Annotated in this window: 12 protein-coding genes; 3 read left to right on the forward strand and 9 right to left on the reverse strand. The window is 46.7% G+C overall.

The window, feature by feature from the left end; genetic code table 11:
- Positions 1-86: 86 nt before the first annotated feature.
- Positions 87-3,011, reverse strand: a complete 2,925-nt coding sequence (locus ACW6QF_RS06155; protein ID WP_456087158.1) for a DUF6383 domain-containing protein — start codon at positions 3,009-3,011, stop codon at positions 87-89.
- Between the two features lie 1,231 nt (positions 3,012-4,242).
- Here ACW6QF_RS06155 and ACW6QF_RS06160 point away from each other — a divergent pair.
- A complete protein-coding gene (locus ACW6QF_RS06160; RefSeq protein WP_456087159.1) occupies positions 4,243-7,551 on the forward strand; it encodes a DUF6383 domain-containing protein in 3,309 nt (1,102 codons plus the stop codon).
- Between the two features lie 286 nt (positions 7,552-7,837).
- Here the strand turns inward: ACW6QF_RS06160 and ACW6QF_RS06165 are convergent, their stop codons facing one another.
- The 7 genes from ACW6QF_RS06165 to ACW6QF_RS06195 all read right to left on the reverse strand — a co-directional run bounded on the left by ACW6QF_RS06165 (position 7,838) and on the right by ACW6QF_RS06195 (position 15,954).
- Positions 7,838-8,983, reverse strand: coding sequence for a Rid family hydrolase (locus ACW6QF_RS06165; RefSeq protein WP_456087160.1), 1,146 nt, complete (start codon positions 8,981-8,983; stop codon positions 7,838-7,840).
- Between the two features lie 122 nt (positions 8,984-9,105).
- On the reverse strand, positions 9,106-9,816 hold the full coding sequence (locus ACW6QF_RS06170) for a hypothetical protein (RefSeq protein ID WP_456087161.1): 711 nt from the start codon (positions 9,814-9,816) through the stop codon (positions 9,106-9,108).
- Between the two features lie 10 nt (positions 9,817-9,826).
- The gene (locus tag ACW6QF_RS06175; RefSeq protein ID WP_456087162.1) at positions 9,827-11,041 is read right to left on the reverse strand and encodes a porin; all 1,215 of its coding nucleotides are present in this window, start codon (positions 11,039-11,041) and stop codon (positions 9,827-9,829) included.
- Positions 11,042-11,063: 22 nt separating this feature from the next.
- Positions 11,064-12,497, reverse strand: coding sequence for a di-heme oxidoredictase family protein (locus tag ACW6QF_RS06180; RefSeq protein ID WP_456087163.1), 1,434 nt, complete (start codon positions 12,495-12,497; stop codon positions 11,064-11,066).
- 16 nt (positions 12,498-12,513) lie between these two features.
- Entirely contained in the window at positions 12,514-13,779 is a 1,266-nt protein-coding gene (locus tag ACW6QF_RS06185) for an imelysin family protein (protein ID WP_456087164.1), read from the reverse strand.
- Positions 13,780-13,814: 35 nt separating this feature from the next.
- Positions 13,815-15,155 carry a hypothetical protein gene (locus tag ACW6QF_RS06190; RefSeq protein WP_456087165.1) on the reverse strand — a complete coding sequence of 447 codons (1,341 nt, stop codon included), beginning with the start codon at positions 15,153-15,155 and terminating at the stop codon, positions 13,815-13,817.
- A gap of 502 nt (positions 15,156-15,657) precedes the next feature.
- The gene (locus tag ACW6QF_RS06195) at positions 15,658-15,954 is read right to left on the reverse strand and encodes a DUF4884 domain-containing protein (RefSeq protein WP_456087166.1); all 297 of its coding nucleotides are present in this window, start codon (positions 15,952-15,954) and stop codon (positions 15,658-15,660) included.
- A gap of 277 nt (positions 15,955-16,231) precedes the next feature.
- Between ACW6QF_RS06195 and ahpC the strand changes: the two genes are divergently transcribed.
- Positions 16,232-16,798: an alkyl hydroperoxide reductase subunit C gene (ahpC, locus tag ACW6QF_RS06200; protein ID WP_456087167.1), complete on the forward strand. Its 567-nt coding sequence runs from the start codon at positions 16,232-16,234 to the stop codon at positions 16,796-16,798.
- Between the two features lie 5 nt (positions 16,799-16,803).
- Positions 16,804-18,369 (forward strand): alkyl hydroperoxide reductase subunit F, encoded by a 1,566-nt coding sequence (ahpF, locus tag ACW6QF_RS06205; RefSeq protein WP_456087168.1) that lies wholly within the window; start codon positions 16,804-16,806, stop codon positions 18,367-18,369.
- Between the two features lie 322 nt (positions 18,370-18,691).
- Here ahpF and ACW6QF_RS06210 read toward each other — a convergent pair whose 3' ends face one another.
- Positions 18,692-21,160: a prolyl oligopeptidase family serine peptidase gene (locus ACW6QF_RS06210; RefSeq protein ID WP_456087169.1), complete on the reverse strand. Its 2,469-nt coding sequence runs from the start codon at positions 21,158-21,160 to the stop codon at positions 18,692-18,694.
- Between the last annotated feature and the right edge of the window lie 98 nt (positions 21,161-21,258).

The following is a 21,258-nucleotide window of genomic DNA, read 5'->3' on the forward strand; positions in this document are numbered from 1 at the left end:
GCCGTTGTTTGTAGAGATGCACGGCTGTGCATCTCTATGCGTCGGCACGCGGTCAAACATTTTAGAATTATCTTTTATACCTTTAGTTATTTCACGATAGCCTTTACAGCGTCTTCACCTTCGACAGCTACAACAACCACACCCTGCGGAGCTGCGATCACAGCATTGTCAGAAGTAAGAACGGTATTAGCAACTACCTGACCTAAGATGTTAGAGATAACCACCTTCTTACCGGCAGCACCAGCGATCTGAACACCACCTTCAGCAGCGATAACGGTTACTTCAGATACGGCTACGTCTTCGTTAGAAGTTGCATAATCCGGAGCTTTCAAGGTTGCAATCATATTTTCATCAGAATCAGATTTAGCAACCAACAGACCGTTAACGCTAACTACATATTGGTTAGTTAAAGACTTCATCACATAGTTATCAGTACCGTCGATCACTTCGAACTGGAATTTGAAGTTGTCGATACCACCTAACAATAAGCCCTTAGTAGCATCAGTAGAATGTTTAGTTCCGTTAGCACCGGCAGCTACTGTGTCAGGAGCCATCACGCCAGCTTTTTCATCAAAGTTGTTTACGATCAAAGTATCTACACCGTGACGGGCAGCAGTACGGAAGTACAGACGATAAGCATCATCTAATTTATACAACTTAGCCAGATCATCTGATTTCTTAGTAGAATCCTCGCTTGCAACTGTCAGATACAATCTTTCAGCAGATGCTTCTTCAGCTTTTGTTTCTTCGCCAGCAGCAGCTTTGATACCCTGAGAGATGAAGTAAGAAGCAGTGATGTCAGCTTTGTAGTTTACAGTATCGAACCACAATGTGAAGTTGTCATTAACGAACTTGTCAGCATCCGCTTTCAGGTCATTGCCCGGTTGAGCCATTACAGCCAGATTGTTCTTACCTACAGCCAGACGGTCGTTGTTGTTGTAGATGTTATAATGAGTCGGATTCGTGAACAATACAGACGGAGCATCCAATTCTGCTACAGTAAACAAGTCGCTCTTAGCAGCAGACAGAGCAGCAGGATAGATATCAGCATTCTGAGCGTTTACACTTACAGTATAAGCATTACTCCAAGTAGGAGTTGCACCTACACCTGTTGTATCAATCATCATATAAGTGTCAGCAGCACCCCAAGATTTGAAGTAGAATACAGAAGCTGTGTACTTCGGATCTTTTGTCAGGATATAAGCCGTATTATCTGAATTACGAGCAATAAATGCACCCTTACCTCCAGGTTTAGTTACAAACTTATAAGTATAACGATACAGTGTATCAATACCTGCAACTTCAGCACCAAACTTAGCTTCACCTACTTTTTCCAGATAGAACAAGTTTTCATCTTCAGCCAATGTGATAGAAGAATCTTTCTTTGCCTGCATGAACAAGTCTTTCATGAAAGGAGATGCAGAAGCAACTTTGAACTTCTTATTACCTAAAACAGCCGGGTCATAATATCCGTAACCGGTTGTAGCCCGTTTGTGCTTATCAACAGTAATCAGATTTTCAACAGAAGCACAGTTGGCATCTTCCAACAAGATAGTATCATTATTGACTACATAAGTATTAGCAACTTTTTCTTTGCCATCCATGACCTGAGTGAATGCACCTCCAAAGGTAATATTGTCAAATTCGCGGTTTTCAATAGTATACAAACCTTTAGCGTTACCAGCCTTAACAACCCACTGAGAAGAAGGAACTGCCACATTACCTTTAGCAGTCTGATATGCCTTTTCCGTTGTTGCACCAACTAAACTTTTAGCAACAACATACTTTCCTGCTTTATCTTTATCTGCTTTGCCTGCATACTTAATAAAGTACACTTTCTTAGCATCAATTTCAGCATTACCGCCCAATTCAGCAGTACGAGCAGTAGAATGAATGTTTGCAATTGTCAAGCCATTGTCACCAGCTTCTGACAAATTAGCTTGTGCATAGTTGACTGAATCGATAGCCAAAATCGTTACGCCTTCCAATGTTTTCAGAGCGACCATTGCACTATCCTGTCCGGCAACACCAAACATTTTAGTTACAGCATTAGATTCACGCCAGAATTTAACATTTTCCTTATTCGGTAATGCCACCGGTTTTATAATCAGGGAGTCATTTGCATATACGTAACTGATTTTGAACATTGCCAACGTATCATTTCTTGAATAATACGTTTTCTTATCTTTTACGTACGAAGGAAAACTATTTGTACCTTCTTTACCCTGTAGAGAATCGGCAACAACAAATTTGAATGATTTTGATCCCGCAATAAACGCAGTATCAACAGCCAAATACTGAGTATTATCTTTAGCATCTTTTACCTGAAAGAACAAAGTATCAGACTGAGAAATACCAGCCGCTTTGGCTACCCAAGTTTTTTTTGTCAATACATTAGTCTGTCCTTCAGAAACATCTTTTTTAGCAGTTCGACCTGTTGGAGCTACAAAATTGAAGCCTTTAATGTAATTATTGAAATCGTCTGCTGAAAGATTCATTTTTACATCAATCTTATAGGCTGCTACAATATTAGCATCAGTACTTAAAGTCGTGCTTTTTGTATTAGCTTCAATCAGCCCAACAAAACCAGTTTTTGCTTTTACCGTATAAGCAGAATCACCCACATTAGCAAACACACCTTTTGAAGTAGAATATCCCCATTCAGTGATAGCATCCGAGTCAGCACTGATATGTTTAGCACCTGTTTCAGCATCTAATGAAAGAAAAGCACCAGTAGCTCTATTCTGGAACTTATAAGTATTTGCAGCAGTTCCCTTTGTTACAGTTACTTTCCAAGCCATAGAGTCCAAACGAGCAATTGCAGTATCACCTTTTGCGACAACTGTAGAATCAAGTTTGCCGTTTTTAATGACTAAGGCAGAACTTGAAGACGTTTTCAAGAAGACAAAATCCCCAGTCTTAAGATCAGTATCACTTAAAACCTGAGCATTTGCCGACAATCCACCAGCTACCAGTGCGGCAGCCACAAGAGTAGAAAATCTTTTGTTCATAATTTAATAATTTAATTAGTAATAAAACCTATTTGTTATATAATGTATACAACCTTACGAATGTTAACGTGCGTATTTTGATAGCAAAAACGTACGTTTTTTTTCGTCATTTTTGGAGAGGTGCACGGAGGTTTGTGATGAAAAGGAGGTATGTTTGTACTCGATAAGCTATCTAATTGATAAGAAAGAATATAGAAAAGGAAAATTTATTCGGAAAAAGAATTGCAGGTTTAAAAAGTAGTTGTATTTTTGTAGCTGAAAAATGACGAATATAAACGTACGTTTTTTTCGTCATTTCATTTCTCACTTTCTACACTTCTAAATTCCAATCATTTACAAAAGACAAAAATACCATTTATATCTACTAAAATGGGGCTTTTTACCGTTCCTGCACTTACGCCATATTTATCTAACAACTAATCACTTACGGTTTTTTATTCAAGTAAAGCTATAAGCCCGAATCATCTCTTTTTGCAAAAATGCAGGAAAAACAAGGAAAATCTTATCTTTTAGAATTCTCTACACAACCGACATTCCCTTATTATCGATCTTCCGATATTTATCGGTGACAGGATTGACGATCTTCGTGGCAAGATGAGGTTGACTCAAAACTTGGCAGATAAATCATCATTTATGTTTCAAATCTGGGTAGAAGTGAATTATTTGCATAATGGTATATTGGAGTGCGGTTACTCTGTTACGGAATTCGTAAATCCGGAGAGTTTCAACCAAAATAAAGTTTGAAACTAAAGTTTCATGTAGTCGCATGCCTTGAAACTTTAGTTTCACTTACAGGAAACTTTAGTTTCATCGGTCGAAACTTTAGTTTCAAGCCGTGGAACTTAAGTTTCGACCGCAGACACTTTAGTTTCGTGGCAGGAAACAAATGAGTAGAGTGTTTATAGAGTGATATTCCTCTTGCGTAGGGGCTAAAAAGGGCTGTTTTGGGCGGTAATTTGCAAAAAGGGCGTTTTTTGCATTTTGACGGTTTTTGTAACAAGCTGATTAATAGGAATGTGCTAATTTATATAATGTACGCGTAGAGGGGCTATTTTTGGGGTGAAATTGGATGTAAAACCGAATGTAAAAGATTGAAATACAAAAAGATAAGAGGCTGTTTGAAAATGACTAACGAAAACGTACGTATTCGATTTCAAAAGACAAAAGTTAACAGACGTACGATAGAACTGAACTTTTTATAAACATTAGTATTAATATTAAATTTAGAATTATGAACAAAAAGTTTTCTACTCTTTTGGCAGGACTTGCATTGTTGGGTGCGATGAATGCCAATGCAGGGGATCCTGTAACATCCTTGAAGAAGACGGGTAACGGCTTGTACCAATTGAAAGCTACTGATGGAGTGTTAGCTATGACTCCTAATGGCGCTTTGAGATTGGAAGCTACTACTACTTCTGCAAATTTAGCAAGCACATTGTGGTGCATCGAAGTAACAGAAGAAGGTTATGGTAAAGCTCCTATCTTCGACTTTACAAACAAGGCAACCGGCCAGCGTTTGGATATCCAGTATGCAGGTACTTTGTTGGAAGGTTTGGGAGGAAGTACAGCTACTTATACTGATATACCTGGTACAGGTGCAGATTCTACCCGTGTAGGTGGTGAAGTTTCAGGCTGGGCTTATTTGAACCAATACACATCTATTCCGGCTGCAGAACAAGCAGGTAAGACTCTGTATTCTTATTTCAAAGCTGACTCCGTAATCGGTTTGAAAGCCAATAGTACAAACATTCAGGTTGTGAAGGAGGAGGCTGCTAAGGCTTATACAGATGCTGCCACAGGATCTCTTTTTACAAAGTTTGCTCTTGTTGAAGCCGACATGATCCGTTTGCAGGCTCCTGAAATCAATACGATTTTAGGTTTGCAGGCGGCTGATAAAGGCGTAGCTTTGACATTCACTCCGGACGAACAGGGTGAAAAGGTCACCGTAGCCAACCCGTTCAACGGAAAGAATGCTGGTAAGTTCTTGGCTGAAGCAACTACTGGTGCTGATGCTGCTGATTATGTATTCGTACTGACTACTGACAGTTCTTATCTGCGTGTCGATACTTCTATCGTCAATGCAAGCGGCGAAAGATTCCGTGCATTCAAATGGTCTGATCTGAGCTATGCTAAACGTCAGGCAAGTACAGCTGCAACAAAGCCGACTTCTGCTGCTGACTCTATTAGTAAAGTAACAGGTCTTGCTGATCAGTATAAGTTTGCTTTCTCTTATTATCCTTCAAAAGACAGCTTGGTAATCCAGGTTAAATCTGCAATGGATTATGATCCGGAAAACGCCACTAATGGTTCTAATTGGGTAGCTGATGCTGAAGCAACAGTGCTTCCGACAACAGCTGGTGGAAAAGGCACGAACAACTTCGTAACCGTTCAGGACTTGATCGAAAATAAAGTACGTATTGTTACTATCTATGACAAAAAGGAAACTAATATTTCCTTAGGTTTCAAAGGTTGTGAAGCCGGTTACAACGGTCGTACTTCTGTCGCCGACGGTCTGTATTTCATCATGAACCAGAAAGGCCAGTACTTGGCTTCTCCGATCCATAAGAATGGTACATTAGAATGGGTTACTGTTAAAGCAGACGAACAACTTCCTGCTCACATGCCGGCTTACCAGTGGGTTGTATTGAAGAAGAACACGGGCGATAAAGTGAAAGATTATTCTCCTGTAAGTGTAACGAACCGTGAATATCCGACTCAGACAACTCTGTCTCAGTTGATGAAGGCTGAAGGTGCTAAATACATGACAGCTTCTGATGCTCTTTATCAGGGTGAAGATTCTCTGGTCTTCGTACAGGTAAAAGAAGCTGAAGGTGTTAAGGGCAATGCTGCATTAATCGCTGAAGCTTATCAGGATACATTGTTAGGTTACAAGAACATTCCGGATGCCAAGTTCTTCTTGGATGAATATACATTCAAATATCTGCACCCGTATGCAACTGGCGAAAACAGTAAGTATTTGGCTAAGGGTGCCGGTAAAGATTCATTGTTGAATGTTTTGAATGGCAAGGATGCTTTCCGCCTGGTTGAAAAGAAATGGGCTACATTTGGTTATGCCGGTACTACGACTGAATTGAACAGAGCCGGTATCAAGAAACTTTATAGAGTTTCTTATTCTATCCAGTTGAAAGACGCATTCATGGGTGAAGCGGCTGAAGACAAATATGCAATGTCTAAATACTTCGGTGCTCCTGCTGACAGCTTCTTCTTCAAAGAGAATAATCATCATGAAGGCGAATGCTTCTATGCAATCGTAAAAGCTAATGATACGGATCTTGATGATGTAAAAGCCGGTGTAACGGATGATATTCTGGATGCAACAGTAAAAGTTCAGCCGCTGGGTGAAACAAGAACATCTGCATTTGCAATCAATCCGGACAACACTCCGTTGTATCGTCGTTTCAATAACGTAAACTTAGGTGAAAGCGCAACTGACGGCCGTGATAGCTTGAGATTCTTCGAAAATGTTCGTAAGGAATATCTGATGGACGAAAACAACCGTGAAGGTGGTTTGATGGATGCAAATGTGAACTACGTAGGTATGTGGACTGCCGATAAGGCAACAGGCTTGGCATTCCAAGTCGATACAGCTTGGGTCGGCCGCGGTCATGGTTATATCAAACCGCAGTACCTGATCTCTGTAAACCATAAGGATTTCGAAGGTGTAGCCGGTACTCCTTGTACGGAAGATGGCCCGCATATCACTCCTGACGGACAGATCACAACCGATTCTATGTTGTGTAAACATGCTCATCCTGCAATTCCTGGCTTCGAAAGAGCTAAATATTTGGTAAGCTTCCAGGATTCAGTTGATCTTGTAGGTCAGGATAAGCCTTATGCTGACATCGCCGATGGTTACACTCGTGTAGGTTTCGTTGAAGCTATCCGTATCGCTGATACATTGTGGGTATTGCCGGCAGAGTACAGAAGCGTGGCTAACGAAAAGATCGACTTCAAGGCATTGGCAAAGGTTGATTCTACTATGCGTGCTGATTACGGTGTAGGTATCAAGAACCTGTTGTCTGGTGACGATCACAAGAACTACACTTGGTCATTCCGTTATGTACATCCTGAAAATGCTAATAATGTAACAGCTGAAGGCAAAGAAAACTCATTCTTGTTCGAATCCAACAACTATGACGGTGAAAACATCGCTCCTGAAAATGCAGCATGGTTGAAGATCCAGAACGGTTGTGTTGTTCTGACAAAAGATCCTTCTGTGTTCTCCAATGCTAAGACCGGTGGCGACGGCGCCCTGATCTTCAACGTTGAAAACAAAGAAAACGACGAGTTGGCTACGGACAACGAAACAATCGCTACATCTGAAGTGGCTGTTATCGCCGGTAACGGAAACATCCGGATCGCTGGTGCTGCCGGCAAGAAGGTTGTTATCTCTAACATCTTAGGCCAGACAATTGCCAACACGGTTATCACTTCCGACAATGCTGCAATCGCTGCTCCTCAGGGTGTAGTCGTAGTCGCTGTCGAAGGCGAAGAAGCTGTTAAGGCGATCGTTAAATAATAACGACATATTCATCATAAAGTAGAGATGCGGGTGACCGTATCTCTACTCAGATTGAAATAAAGAATTTATAATCAATATAATGAATCATGCGTCCGGTCTTTACGACCGTTCAATTACCCCGCGAGGGCGAACAAGTGATACATTAATACTAAAGTAAAAAATAAGAATGCTGCCCGTACTTCTGTGAGGAAGGAGAGCAGACAAAAAACAAGCCCCGGTTGTATTCGTACTGCCGGGGCTTCGTTATTATTCAAATATAGGAATATCGAAAAACTATTTCTTGTTATAATGCCGCAAACCGTTCCTCCCCTTTTGCAGTCACCGCCGTGCATTCCATTTCGATCAGCCAGCCGGTCCGGCAGACCGGAGCACGGACGATGATATAAGGAAGGGTTGGATGGTGTTCGTCTATATACTGTTTGACGCGTGCATAATCAGCCGTATCGCGGATATAGATTATCGCCTGCATGATATCGTCTAAAGCGGCCTCCGCCTCTTTCAGCAGGGCTTCGATATTCTCGATCATGCGGGAAGCCTGTTTCATGATATCGCCGGCATGCACGATTTCCCCGTACCGGTCGATACTGGCCGTGCCGGAGATAAAGATATGGCGGCGGTCGCCGTATGTGACAGCCGTTCCCCTTTCGAACGTGACGCCATATTCATACGTGCGGTTCAGATGTTCGGGGGCGTATAGATAGCGGATTTGTTCAGGGCAAATACCGGAAACGGCATATGTGTCCATTGTCACGAACACCATCGGGTCGAAATAGCGGCCCTCGATCCCCGTACTGGCGATGAAATGAGTCTCTTCCGTCAGGTTCTGTGTCGCGAATACCTCTTTGCGGGCTTTTACCACACCCGGATAATTCACGTCTACATTCTGTACGAAGATCCACGTACGCAGGCAGTTGGCTGCCAGTGTGCAATTGGCTTCCGTCAGTTGAAGGATATAATCGCGGAAGATCAGGCGGGTCTGGTATTCCGAATTGGCTGCCCGGTTGCACTGGTTGGCGCCTAAAAGCTGGCTGTATGCCCCGTGACGCGCCTCGAACAACCCGCTCGGCAATACCTGTGTCTGCACACCGGTCTGCAACCAGGCCCACAACGCGATCTTCGTCCCGTTCATCGGAGCCTGCTGCACGATTGACAGTGCGCAATAAGGGGAAAGCCGTTCCCGTTCCATCAGTTCATCCGTCTGGTTGGTTACGTCGCTCAGGAAATAACGCCGGAAAATGGCGACCGGATTGCCGGGCAACTCTTCCACCGAACGGGCGTAGGCATCTTGTATATGTTGCAACTGAGTGTGAAAATCCTCCATACAATCCGTTTGTTGGAAGAAGAGATGGTATTCTGTTATACCTTTGGAAGATTGGAATGAGGAGATTTGCACCTCCGTCGTGCCGTATGTTTTCCTTATCAGGTTCATATCTGTATTATGTTTTGCTATAGGTTGTAAAAATAAAGCTATTTAATTGAAATTTGAAAATTGAGAGTTGAAAATTACTTAATAAAGTAAGGAACGGTATCAGGTACGGAAATGGCGGATACTCATTCCTTAGCTCCGTTATTGATCCAATCGTCGAGCAACGTCAGGGTGCCGGAGGTTGTAATGATGTTGGTATGATCGTATTTGAGAATGTTTTCGTGCAGGATGATGTGCAGGAAACTTTCCTCCGCGCTTCCCGGCTCGACCAGCTTCAGCCCCTTCTCGCTTTTATCGGCCACGACATCGACCAAAGCCTTGTGGCTTTTACCTTCCGTGAGGTACAGCCCAGCAGCCGGTGCCGTGCTTCCTCCATGGCAAGCCGTACAGGAACGGTTGAAGATTCCGGTCTGGATGCTGTTGAACATGCCGGCATCCAGGTTCCCGGCGTCCAGCCGTATGGTGTCCGCCTGTTCCGTGTAGTCGGCGGTATAAAAGCTGGCGACCCTTTTACGCAGCTTGTCGATGACACAAACTTCGATCTGTGTCACTTCGCCGGGAATACCGGCCAAGACCATGTCTATCGTTCCGTCGGCCGACTGGCTGATCCCTTTTGCCGTTTGTGCGAAAGCATTGTCGGGAGTGAATCCGGCCAGCACGACGCTGTAACCGCCCGGCCAGGAATCGGCCCCGCTGATTCGGGCGGTCAACTTCACCGTTCCTCCCTCCCTTTCCGCTTGGTTGTTTTCATCATAGATCTTGCCATCATCGCAGGAGATGGCAAGGCAGGAAAAGAACAACAGTCCGGAGATGAATGAATAAACTTTTCTGTTCATGACGTAAGGGTTAGAATGTGTACTGAAGTAAAACGGTTCCGGAATGCATGGCCAGTCCCAAGTCGTCGTTGTCGCGGTCAAGCTGCGTGTCATGTCCGGTACGTCCGATGAATTGATACATGGCTTGCAGTTTCAGGTTGCAGCCGGTGAAGAAATAGTTGAATCCGACGGCCGGCATATTCAGAAAACCGTTTGTGTCCAATCCGTTGCGGTTGAAGAAGTCATAGCGGGCTGTCGCTTGCAATTTGCCGGTGACGAAATAACCGCCTTGCAAGTAACCGCCTAAATAGTTATAGCTCTCGTTGATTTTCTGCCGTTTGGTAAAACCGACATTCATATAATAGATTTCAGCGCCGAGGTACAGGCGGTTCTTCAACATGGCGAATTCGGCTCCTGCCCGAAAGTCGTTCGTACTTTCGCTTTCGCTCTCCACATTCAATGAAGTGGAAAGACCGAACAGCATCTTGTCTTCCTTCAAACGGTTCGGACTGCCCTGGTTTGACGGCATGACTCCTTTCGGCATATAAGTGACGCGGCCGGCATACAGCAATGACGGGATATGCCAGTCGTCGCTGAACGTTTTGGACGCCACATTGACGGAGGTTCCCGTTCCGTTGAAAATCCCCACTTCGTAGCCGAACTTCTCCCTTACCAACCCGTGTACTTCCACTCCGAGGTCGAAACCCATGCCGATATTCGGTGTCACGGCATTAAGGGAATAAGGCAGGATGACGGATGAGGTGAGCGATGCCGGCAATGTCGGCATTAACGTCTCGCCCAGCGTAGTCAGGTAAGCGTGCGAGAACGGAGTCTTGAACTTGCCCACACGTATGGCGAAACTCTTCTTCATCTCTACGTCGAACCAAGCCTGCTGCAGGATGTTTCCCCCGCTTCCGGCGGCATTGATGGAGAGGTTGAATGTCACCCGGTCGAATGCCTTGCCCGTGAAACCGAGAATGGCGTAAGGGATCGAGAAACCGCTGTTGTGTATATTGTCCTGATTATAGGCAGGATCCAGTCCTTCATCGTCGTAGTAGTTGATGTTGGCGCTGGTCTGAACCAACATATAAGGTTTGAAAACGAAATCCCCCTTCTTGGTAGCGATCGCAAAACCTTCTTTGCCGTTTAATGAGACGACACCGTTTTCCGTATCTTCCTCATATTGGGCCCTGACGGCCAACGGCAGGAGTAATAACGCTGCAATTATGATGATCAGTTGTTTCATTTCAGTTTGTCTTATGGATAAATTATAAGGAGTTGAGGAATGCGATCACTGCCTCACGCTCTTCCTTGCTCATTTGTTTGAATAAATTTTTAGAGGCTTCCCCTTCGCCTCCGTGCCACATGATGGCTTCGGTCAGGTTGCGGGCGCGTCCGTCGTGGAGGAAATAGGTATGGCCGTTGACTTTCTCCTGCAGTCCGATGCCCCAGAGCGGCGTGGTACGCCATTCGTTTCCTCGTGCCAGGCCGCTGACATAATGGTCGTTCAGCCCGACTCCCATGATTTCCGATCCCATGTCATGCAGCAGGAAATCCGAATAAGGATGAATGGTTTGTCCGCCGAGCCACGGCAAACGCGTACCGTTGAGCAGGGTGGAACCGCCCGCCTGTGTATGCAACGTAGTGACGTGGCAAAGATGGCATTTGGCCTCGTAAAACTTTTGTTCTCCCAAAATGACCACAGGGTCGTTCAGGTTGCGTCGTGCCGGCACGCCGAGGCTTTGCATATAGAGGTCCACATCTTCCATATCGGCGGTCGATATGTCGAGCTGGTCGTACGAGAGTCCCATCATACTGCCCTGGTTGATCTGGACCTGCCCTTCGCAAATCTCTTCCGGATAGCGGCTGTTGGTCACACCCATATCGCTTGAGAACCCAAGTTCGACAGTCAGGTCGAGATGCTGTGCCTTGTTGCCGGAAAGGCCGACACCGGTGACGCCTTTCTCGGTGATATAGTTGCAACGTCCGCTGATGCCGTATTCCGGATAATGGCTTTTGGCTGCGAGCGCTTCGATTTCCCGGCGGTCGATCGCCATCATCTGTCCCATGCCGACGTGGCGTAGCGGGATGCGTACGGTGCAGAACAGATCTTCCGGGGCGATACTGTCTTTATACCATTCGGTTATCGCGTAATTGGGTTTGCATAGTTCGTAAGTCTCTCCGTCGGGGAAGGAAAAAGTCTGCTTGTCGTATGTGACGGACAACTTGCCTTCCGGTTTGACGCCATAGATGGCCTGGTCATGCAATACCCGTCCGTAGTCACGGAAGAAAGCGCCGTTGCGGCGGGAGATATAGACCAGCATGGAAGAGAAACCGTAGTTGCCCGAACCGCCGTTTTCCCACAATGTCGGTTTGGTCCTTCCGGCGTTGCGGTGGCAACTGCCGCAGGAGTAACCGGCATAGACAGGGCCAAGTCCGCCTCCGTCACCGTTGTTGCTGGTGCGTACGTCGTCGTAGAGACCGTCGCCGTTGTTGAAACGGATCGAGTTGGCTCCTGTTATCCAGTCGGCGTTCGTGTCATAGGCTACCGATGAGTTCAGGAAAATCGTTGAAGTCCCTGCCGACAGTGCATATCCGCTCGGGACATCTATTTTATCCATATCCATTTTATCTTCCTCTTCACACGCTGCGCATGCAAAGAGGAAGAATAGCGAGGATGTTAACAGGTAAGATGGCTTCATGTTTTCAAAGGATCGTTTATTTTGCTCCGTCAACAGTGCGGGGTTGTCCGTCTTTGAACAGGAGATATTCCAATGTATGGTAACCACGTACGCTCTGTGCTGTCCCGATGGCTTCATCTTCTTCGTCGAAGTTCCCGCTCCATTCCAGGTCATCCCAGTTCTGTGAGTTCAATACCTGTACGATACCGTTCTGATCCAAAGGCCAGCTGTCCATGTTCGGATCCAGGCCTAAGTTGGCAACGGGGCCGATAAGGAAGGCTTCGCTCTTTTCCCACGGTTCGCGTGCCGCGATCCATACGTTACAGGCCTTCTCGAAGTTGTCGTCGCTTGGGTTTTGCCTGAACTGGTTCACCGCATCCAGCAAAAGTTTGTTTTTTTCCTGTAAGTCTTTATAAGTCGGAAGAACGACCGCGTCGACAAACTGTTCGGCTATTGCATCCAGGTCATCGTCGTATTGAGGATCGCCGAAAGTCCGGTTTACATACGGTTTTACTTCGTTTAGCAACAGGTTGGCCAGTTCCATGCAAGTGTTCATGGCGGCAACGGCCTCTTCGCTGTCGATGTTGTTGCGGAAGGGTTGCGGAATAGCCTGGATCGTCTTTGCCGAAGCGAAAATCAGCGTTTTGATTTCTTCGTCGAGATCCGGGTTGGCAGAAGCAATCAGCTTTGAAAGCGAGTGTTCTGCAATGTCGCCTTCATCGTCGAAATCCTTGTAAGAGTTGAAAGCGCTCAGGTTCCCGTTCACTTTGGACACGTCGTTGTCGTCGATGCGGCCGTAGTATGTGTTGCGGATGGAGAAGATGTTGTTCGTATAGTCGTCGCGCGAGTGCCAGCTATACCATGATTCGACGGCGTAAAGGCCGCCTTCCTTGTCACCGCTTGTATATTTGGTGTACGGGTCCTTGATCTTGGCGTCACCCACTTCGTTGGCGATGTTCCACATGCCGCTTTCGATCATTTCCTCGATACACGAGAGCGGGCTTTGGTAAGCTCCGGCAGTCTGGTCTTTGAAGATCGTGGCATATGGGCCGTGTGAACCCTGTTCGTCGACATAGTCGGTTACCCAGGAATTGTAGAGTGTGGTCGCATCGTCGTTCAGCAGCATGGCCACGTTGTACATATAGTTGCCCCATGCACTGGCGTTCTCAGAACTGTAATCCAGGCTGACCGGATCTTTTCCGCTACCTTCTGGTTCCGGATCGTTGTTGTCGCTACATGCTCCCATCGAGAATGTCATGGCGAGCGATAGGGCTGCCAGACCGAAATAATTCTTCTTTTTCATTTTGTTGATAAGCTATTAAATTGTTTATGTTGTTTTTATTTGCTGAGGAACCAGCCGATGTAGGCGATAGCCAGGCTGAATTCGTTTTCGCTGTTGTATTTGCCGCCCCCTATTTTACGTGTCGTGTAGTCCGCTTTCACGACAAGGTTCGGCAGGGCGTACCAGTTGGCGCCGGCCGTCCACATGCTTACTTTGTTGCGTAAATCCATCGTGTGCTTGCCTTCGCCTTTCTCCTGCGGGTTGTAGTATTCGTAGCGGACGAACGGATAGATTACGGGTACGTTCCTATTGTCTTTGCAAACCGCACGCAGGTTGAAGCCCACTTCGCCACCGTAGCTGACCGCGCGTTTGGCGATCGGGGTTGTCTGTGTGTAAGGAGAACCGCCGCTCTGGTGGTTGTTGACGTTGCTGAGGTCGTCGGCTTTGCTCAGATTGCCGTATATCATGTTTGCGCGTGCGGTGACATATTTGTTTCTATATTGCAGGTCGGCCGTATAGATGCGCAAAGGGATGTTTCCATATTTGACGTAGGTTTCCGGTTTGTCTGAATTGGCTCCCGTATTGTGGCAATAATAGAAGGAACCGCCTATTTTCAATCCCGGTACTCCTAAATAGTTCAGGCGAGCCACGTAGCCCGGCGAGGTGAAGTTGTCTGTTTCGAACAGTCCCTGCTTGCCGCCGGCGACCCATGTGTTGCGGTCGAAACCGTTGGCGTTCAATCCGGCAACGACCAAAGCCCGGTAGTTGAAACGTGTGTAGCCCCGGCCGAACGTACCGAACACTTCGATGCCGTTTTCATGCCAGGTGGAAGGCAGCAGGGTCGTTTCGCCTTCCGGACGGGAAGTTCCGAAGAAGTTGATCGGCTCGTGATGCTCGTTGGTCAAACCGACCGGGACGATCAGGTGGCCGGCACGGACATTGAAGGCCGGATGGACAAGACGTGTGATGTGGAATTGTTCCAAAGCGACTTCGCCGCCTTTTTCCACTTCCATTTCGTATTCTCCGTTTTCCGTGTTTTCTATCTCATAGGCACTTCCCGTACCTCCTGCCTCAAATTCTATTTCTGCGCCTAATACCCATTGGGAATTGAACTTGTAATCGAAAGCCAAGACAAAACGGGGGATGGAGATCGAATTGCGGTGGTCTTTCTTGCTTCCGTTGTCCGTACCCCGGAAACGGTTGATGCCGTAATCCATAAAGTTCGCGAGGATTTCCCCATATCCGCCGAAGCGGAACTTGTCATATCCGGCGGCATAAATGTCTGCAGACTGTTTCACTGCGGATTTTCCTGTCGTTGTTTCTTCTTGTTCCTGTGCAAAAGCTGTCACGCAGGAGATTAGTAGAGTGATTGCTAATAAATGAGTTAACCTTTTCATTGCGTTTTTTAATTTTTGGCAAAATTAGAGGGGTTGCGAACGGTGTGCAATCGCAATTAGTAGGTAAAAACGCCCCGAAGTTACCTATTTGTAGGTATTATACTCAAATATCACCTTGAATAGGTAGCAAAGGGCGGTTTTTTACTCACATGCAGGTATTGTAACAGACGGCATGTGCCCTTATCTTTGCAATGTCATTAAGGAAGTAACACTATTAGTATAATCGCTATATCAAAACCTTTTGTTAATTATGTAAGCATATAAGATGATTAACGATATCGGAAAGTTTTTATTGGTTATTTTCGATATAAAAAAGAAGCCTCTCTGTGAAGAAAGGCTTCTTTTTTATCATAAGGTTTCCGCCTTGTTGTCCGGCTATGAGTTTTTTCTATCCCACTCTGACAGGAACCCGATCTGCGATTTCATAAATTACACAATCATTCGGCCTGTGCCGAAATAATCAGTCCCGGAACCATTCCGAACTTCGTCCTTTACATTCGTTTTAGGTAGGAGGAAAAGATGTATTTTTTGCACGACTGATCCGGTTGACTGTGCGGACGCTGTCGCTTTCAACACTGGTGACATCTCCCTCGCAGTTGGTGAAATAGATGTAATGTCCCATATCCATGAAACGATAGACCTTGCACCCTTCGTGTTCGAACAGGTATTCGACTCGATAAGTGGAATTGTTTACCGGTTTTTCCCGAGTAAGGGGTATTTGTGTGGCGCATGAAGAAAGCCATGTGCTGCAAACGAACGCTAAGCCCGCTGCAAATGTAGACAAACTTGCTCTTCTCATCTTCGGACATTTTTAATGTTAATATCCAAAGGTAACGATTAAAGGAACACATGGTATGATCGAAAGGTATTTTACCTACAATTAGGTATATTTTTATTGTTCCGGAAAACAAAACTTTGCTTCATATTGTCATTATAGACAAGTGTGTTTGCCGATAGAGATCCGTCTATCGGCAGATAAAAATTATCAATTTGAAAAATTCTTTCAATCAGTATCTTACGATTTACCTTTGCAGGGTAATCAAAAAATAGTAGTAACAAATTAAATAGTAAAAATCATGGAACCAATTATCAATTCACAAGTACCCGAATTCAAAGTTCAAGCTTTTCAGAATGGTAATTTTAAGACAGTAAGTAGCGAAGATATCAAGGGCAAATGGGCCATCTTTTTCTTCTATCCTGCCGACTTTACATTCGTATGCCCGACCGAATTGGTCGACATGGCTGACAAGTATGGCAAATTTCAGGAAATGGGTGTCGAAGTATATTCTGTAAGTACAGACTCACACTTTGTACACAAGGCATGGCATGATGCTTCCGAAACAATTCGTAAAATCAAATATCCGATGCTGGCAGACCCGACAGGCGTTTTGAGCCGTGCGTTCGGTGTGATGATCGAAGATGAAGGTATGGCTTATCGCGGTACGTTCCTGGTAAATCCCGAAGGAAAGATCAAGATCGCCGAAATCCACGATAACGGTATCGGCCGTAACGCAGACGAATTGCTTCGTAAAGTCGAAGCTGCCCAGTTCGTTGCTTCTCACCCGAACGAAGTTTGTCCTGCAAAATGGAAAAAAGGCGAAGCAACATTGAAACCGAGCATTGACTTGGTAGGAAAGATCTAAAGGCTATGTTAGACTCAGCAATGAAAGACCAGCTTTCGGGGATTTTCTCCGGGCTGGTATCCCAATATGTATTTGATATACAAGTCGCTCCCGGTCATGAAAGCCGCCAGGAGCTGATAGACCTGCTTAGCGATGTGGCCTCTTGCTCGGATCATCTGTCATGCAACATTGCCGATGGCGAAGGACTTCAATTTACAATAGTAAAAGACGGTATGCCTACCGGTATCCGGTTTCGGGCAGTACCCAACGGACATGAATTTACGTCCCTGCTGTTGGCTATCCTGAATAGTGATGGAAAAGGGAAAAATATACCGGACGAAAGTATCCGTGCCCGTGTCAGAGCGCTGAACGGCCCTATCAAGTTGACGACTTATGTCTCTCTTACTTGTACCAACTGTCCGGATGTGGTGCAGGCACTCAATGTCATGGCTACTCTCAACAACGGGATCACCCATGAAACGGTGGATGGCGCCATCAACCAGAAAGAAGTTGAGGCGATGAAAGTACAGGGAGTCCCTTCTGTTTTTGCCGATGGCAAACTGATCCATGTGGGCCGCAGTGATTTTGGAGAATTGCTTTCCAAACTCGAAGCCCGGTACGGGATTAGTGAAGGGGTTGTTGATAACTCTGTTGAAAAACCTGTTAAGAACTATGATGTGATAGTAGTGGGAGGTGGACCCGCCGGCGCAGCAGCGACTATCTATTCGGCACGTAAAGGCTTGAATGTAGCAGTTATAGCCGATCGTATCGGCGGACAGGTCAAGGAAACGGTCGGCATAGAGAATCTGATCTCTGTTCCGCAGACTACCGGACAGCAGTTGGCGAACGACCTTCTGGCACATATCAACGACTATCCGGTCGATATACTGGAGCATCGCCGTGTGGACAAAGTCGAACTGGACGGACCAGCGAAACTTCTGACCGCTTCTACCGGCGAACGTTTTTCTGCTCCTGTCGTTATTGTGGCGACAGGCGCGAGCTGGCGCAAGTTGAATGTACCGGGCGAAGCGGAATATATCGGAAGAGGAGTGGCTTTTTGCCCTCACTGCGACGGTCCGTTTTATAAGGGTAAACACGTTGCGGTTGTCGGCGGTGGTAATTCAGGTATCGAAGCGGCTATAGACTTGGCGGGCATCTGTTCGAAAGTGACGGTCTTGGAATTTATGGATGAACTGAAAGCCGATCAGGTGTTGCAGGAAAAAGTGAAGAGCCTGCCGAATGTGGAAGTATTCCTGCATTCCCAATCTTTGGAAGTGATCGGCAACGGCGATAAGGTGACAGGCCTTCGTGTAAAAGACCGTAAGACGGAGGCGGAGCGGGTGATCGACCTGGATGGCATCTTTGTCCAGATCGGCCTGGCTGCCAACAGTGGCGTGTTCCGCGACGTTGTCGAAACGAATAAACCGGGTGAGATTGTGATCGATACGTATTGCCGGACCAATGTCCCCGGTATCTATGCGGCAGGCGACGTCTCGACCGTCCCCTATAAACAGATCATCATAGCAATGGGAGAAGGGGCAAAAGCGGCTCTGTCTGCTTTTGAAGATCGTATGAGAGGTTTAATCGGTTAATATTTAGTATTTGCTATGAATGAAGGGGGGCATTAATCTGTATATTAGAACACAGATAACACAGAGGAGACGGATTCACACAGATTGATTATAATAAAAAACTGCGGTTATCTGTTGAATCTGTGTCATCTGCGTTCTATTTTTATTTTGACACACCTTCATTGCGTATAAAGTCTTGAAAATGCAAAATAACGTCCACCCTGTTTCTTGCCCCGTCCATCATTTCCCCCGCTCCCGTCCGGTAAGACAGGGGACGGGGGTATAGTATCGGGATCCAAACCGGTGCAAGTCATAATGGAGGCGGTGCTCCAATTTTTCCATTTTACAACGCTTTTTCCGGATACAAGGCATTCCACCATTCCGGCTGGTCTTTGAGCCATTTGGCGAACCAGGCGTAGATGGTTTTGTTCCATTCGGCACGTTTTTTATAGTCCAGTATCTGGTGGTTCTGTCCTACGACCTGGACGAAAGCGGTCGGTTTGCCTAACAGTTTCAGCGCAGTAAACATCTGGATGCTTTCGCCGATCGGCACGTTGGTATCGACCGTCCCGTGCAGGAAAAGGATCGGGGTATTGATCTTGTCGGCATTGAACAGCGGGCTTTGCAACGTGTACATATCCCGCGCGTTCCAGGGATAGCTGTTCGCACTTGCCAGGGCGCTGTAGGAATATCCCCAGTAGCCTTCGCCCCAATAGCTGGTGATGTCGCTGATCCCGGCATGGGAGATGGCGGCGGCAAAGATATCCGTTTTTGTTTGCAGGTATTGTGTCATGAAACCGCCGTAGGACGCTCCTATGCAACCGATCTTCCGGGCATCGACAAAGTTGTGTTCGATACAAAATTTCTTTGTCCCTTCGATGATCTCGTCTCCCGTACGCTGTCCCCATGCATTCACGTGGCGGGCGGAGAACTCCTGTCCGAAGCCGGTCGCCCCGCTGGGCTGGATGATATAGACGATGTAGCCCAATGCCGCATACACGTGCGACGGATACCGGTTTTCGAGCGAACGTTCCGTCGGGCTGGTTCCCCCGTAGTAATTCACGATCAGCGGGTATTTCTTGTTGGGATCGAAATGGGGCGGCAGATAATAGCGTCCGTAGATCGTATCGCCGGCAGCCGCCTGGAAATTCCAGTCGTGCACTTCGCCGAGGGTGATATCCTTCAAGATGCCGGCAGAAAGGTCTTTCAGGCAAACGGAGGTATTCTTTTTCAGGTTGACGGAATAGAGGCGTTGCGAGTTGGAGGCGCTTTCTCCGAAGTAGACCAGCTCGGGAGTTGTTTCGGCAATCGTGAAATCCGAGAGGATATCTTCTTGCAGCGGGATGGGGCTGATCTTCCCGGTTGCCGGATTCAGGACGTACAGGCGTGTGCAATCCTTATCTTCTCCCTGTAGATAGATTTGTTTATCGCTTTTGTTCCAAACGAAGTTTTGAACCGAAGGATCGAAGTCTTTGGTGACAGGAGTCACCTGTTTACTTGTCGGATCGTAGAGGAAGAGTTGCCCGTCGCTCATGTTGGAAGTCTGTCCCGGTGCGATCTTCAAGCCTGTTTTGTCAAAAGCTTCGCCGGAGGCGGCAATAGCCAGCATCTTGCCGTCGGGTGAGAATTGGGCATAGTTGACGAACGGGTCTTTCAGAAGGAGTTCCGTTTCCAATGTTTGCAGGTCCATCCGATAGAGCAAAGTAGTCGAAAACGGACGTCTCGTCAGCTCCCGTTCGCTGCAAGTGAAGAGCAGGTAGCGGCCGTCGTCGGAAATGTCGTTGACGGAAGTCGAAGTATGTCCGTAAGTAAGGCGTTGGAACACTCCGGTTGCCAGGTCGTACTTATGGATGAACGAACGGGTTCGCCATCCCGGCTGACGGTCGTCAGGCACAAGGATTTCCTGAAGGTCTTCCCCTTTCTTCGGCCCCTCTTCGGCGACGTTAAACAGCAGGAAGTCTTCTGTCGGAGCAAAGCTGAACCAGCCGTCGGGAAGGTTGCGGGCAAGGACTGATTCGGCCTGGGTTACCGGGTCGATCGTGACAAGTTCTTTTCCCTGCATGCCTTTGCGGGTATAATAAAGACGGTTACTGCGGGGCATCCAGCTGTAATGATTGCTGCCGCTTTCCATTAAAACCTGCCCTGTGGCCCGGTCGGTCACTTGCTGGAACGATTCGGTGTCGCCACCGGGATAAGTCGTCTGGTAGGCGGTCAACAGGTATTTGCCGTTGGGGGAAAGGCTGACGGAGCGGAAGCGTGTGCCATCGAAGACATCGTTCAAGGTGTAGCGTTTCTCCGGATCGGTTGTCGCTGTGACAACGGCTTTACCGTCTGTCTTAAAGAGGGCTTTTGGAGTATGATTCGTTTCGCCTGAGGCAGTGAGATATTTGATTACAACTTCGTAGCGGCGGGGTTCGAGCGTAAGCTTGAGTTCGCCGTTGGCGGGTGCTTGTTTCTCGTTGTCGATATACACCTCGTAATGTTCCGGCCCGCTGATCAGAAGGCTACCGTCCGTATAGCGGTCGCTGTTCAGATAAAAGGAGGCGAGGCTGACGGAGTAGTTTTTGCTTTGTCCGGCCGGAGTTGCGGCATCCAGCGTCCGGTTGCTTTCCCGGACGTTGTTGAAGGGGATGGCGGTTTTTAATCGCTCGGCATCTGTGAATTTCTTACTGTTCACGTCAAGGCTGTCGACGATGAACGGCCCTTTTATCTCATAAGGGCCTGCATACCTGAACTGCTTAACCGGCACTTCTTCGGCAAAAAGGTTGCAACAGATGCAAAGGGCGGAAAGGATAAGTATGTTTCTTTTCATGGGGAAATGTGTTAGAATAGCAAAACTTCTTTATGTTTTTTAGGCACGGATTTCACGGATTACACGGATTTTCTTTCTCTTCTCCGTGAAATCCGTGT

It is taken from the genome of Parabacteroides sp. (assembly GCF_977054455.1).

Excerpts from the sequence above, each read along its gene's own strand:
- ACW6QF_RS06155 (WP_456087158.1), bottom strand. The coding sequence starts at position 3,011 with ATGAACAAAAGATTTTCTACTCTTGTGGCTGCCGCACTGGTAGCTGGT.
- ACW6QF_RS06160 (WP_456087159.1), top strand. The coding sequence starts at position 4,243 with ATGAACAAAAAGTTTTCTACTCTTTTGGCAGGACTTGCATTGTTGGGT.
- ACW6QF_RS06165 (WP_456087160.1), bottom strand. The coding sequence starts at position 8,983 with ATGAACCTGATAAGGAAAACATACGGCACGACGGAGGTGCAAATCTCC.
- ACW6QF_RS06170 (WP_456087161.1), bottom strand. The coding sequence starts at position 9,816 with ATGAACAGAAAAGTTTATTCATTCATCTCCGGACTGTTGTTCTTTTCC.
- ACW6QF_RS06175 (WP_456087162.1), bottom strand. The coding sequence starts at position 11,041 with ATGAAACAACTGATCATCATAATTGCAGCGTTATTACTCCTGCCGTTG.
- ACW6QF_RS06180 (WP_456087163.1), bottom strand. The coding sequence starts at position 12,497 with ATGAAGCCATCTTACCTGTTAACATCCTCGCTATTCTTCCTCTTTGCA.
- ACW6QF_RS06185 (WP_456087164.1), bottom strand. The coding sequence starts at position 13,779 with ATGAAAAAGAAGAATTATTTCGGTCTGGCAGCCCTATCGCTCGCCATG.
- ACW6QF_RS06190 (WP_456087165.1), bottom strand. The coding sequence starts at position 15,155 with ATGAAAAGGTTAACTCATTTATTAGCAATCACTCTACTAATCTCCTGC.
- ACW6QF_RS06195 (WP_456087166.1), bottom strand. The coding sequence starts at position 15,954 with ATGAGAAGAGCAAGTTTGTCTACATTTGCAGCGGGCTTAGCGTTCGTT.
- ahpC (WP_456087167.1), top strand. The coding sequence starts at position 16,232 with ATGGAACCAATTATCAATTCACAAGTACCCGAATTCAAAGTTCAAGCT.
- ahpF (WP_456087168.1), top strand. The coding sequence starts at position 16,804 with ATGTTAGACTCAGCAATGAAAGACCAGCTTTCGGGGATTTTCTCCGGG.
- ACW6QF_RS06210 (WP_456087169.1), bottom strand. The coding sequence starts at position 21,160 with ATGAAAAGAAACATACTTATCCTTTCCGCCCTTTGCATCTGTTGCAAC.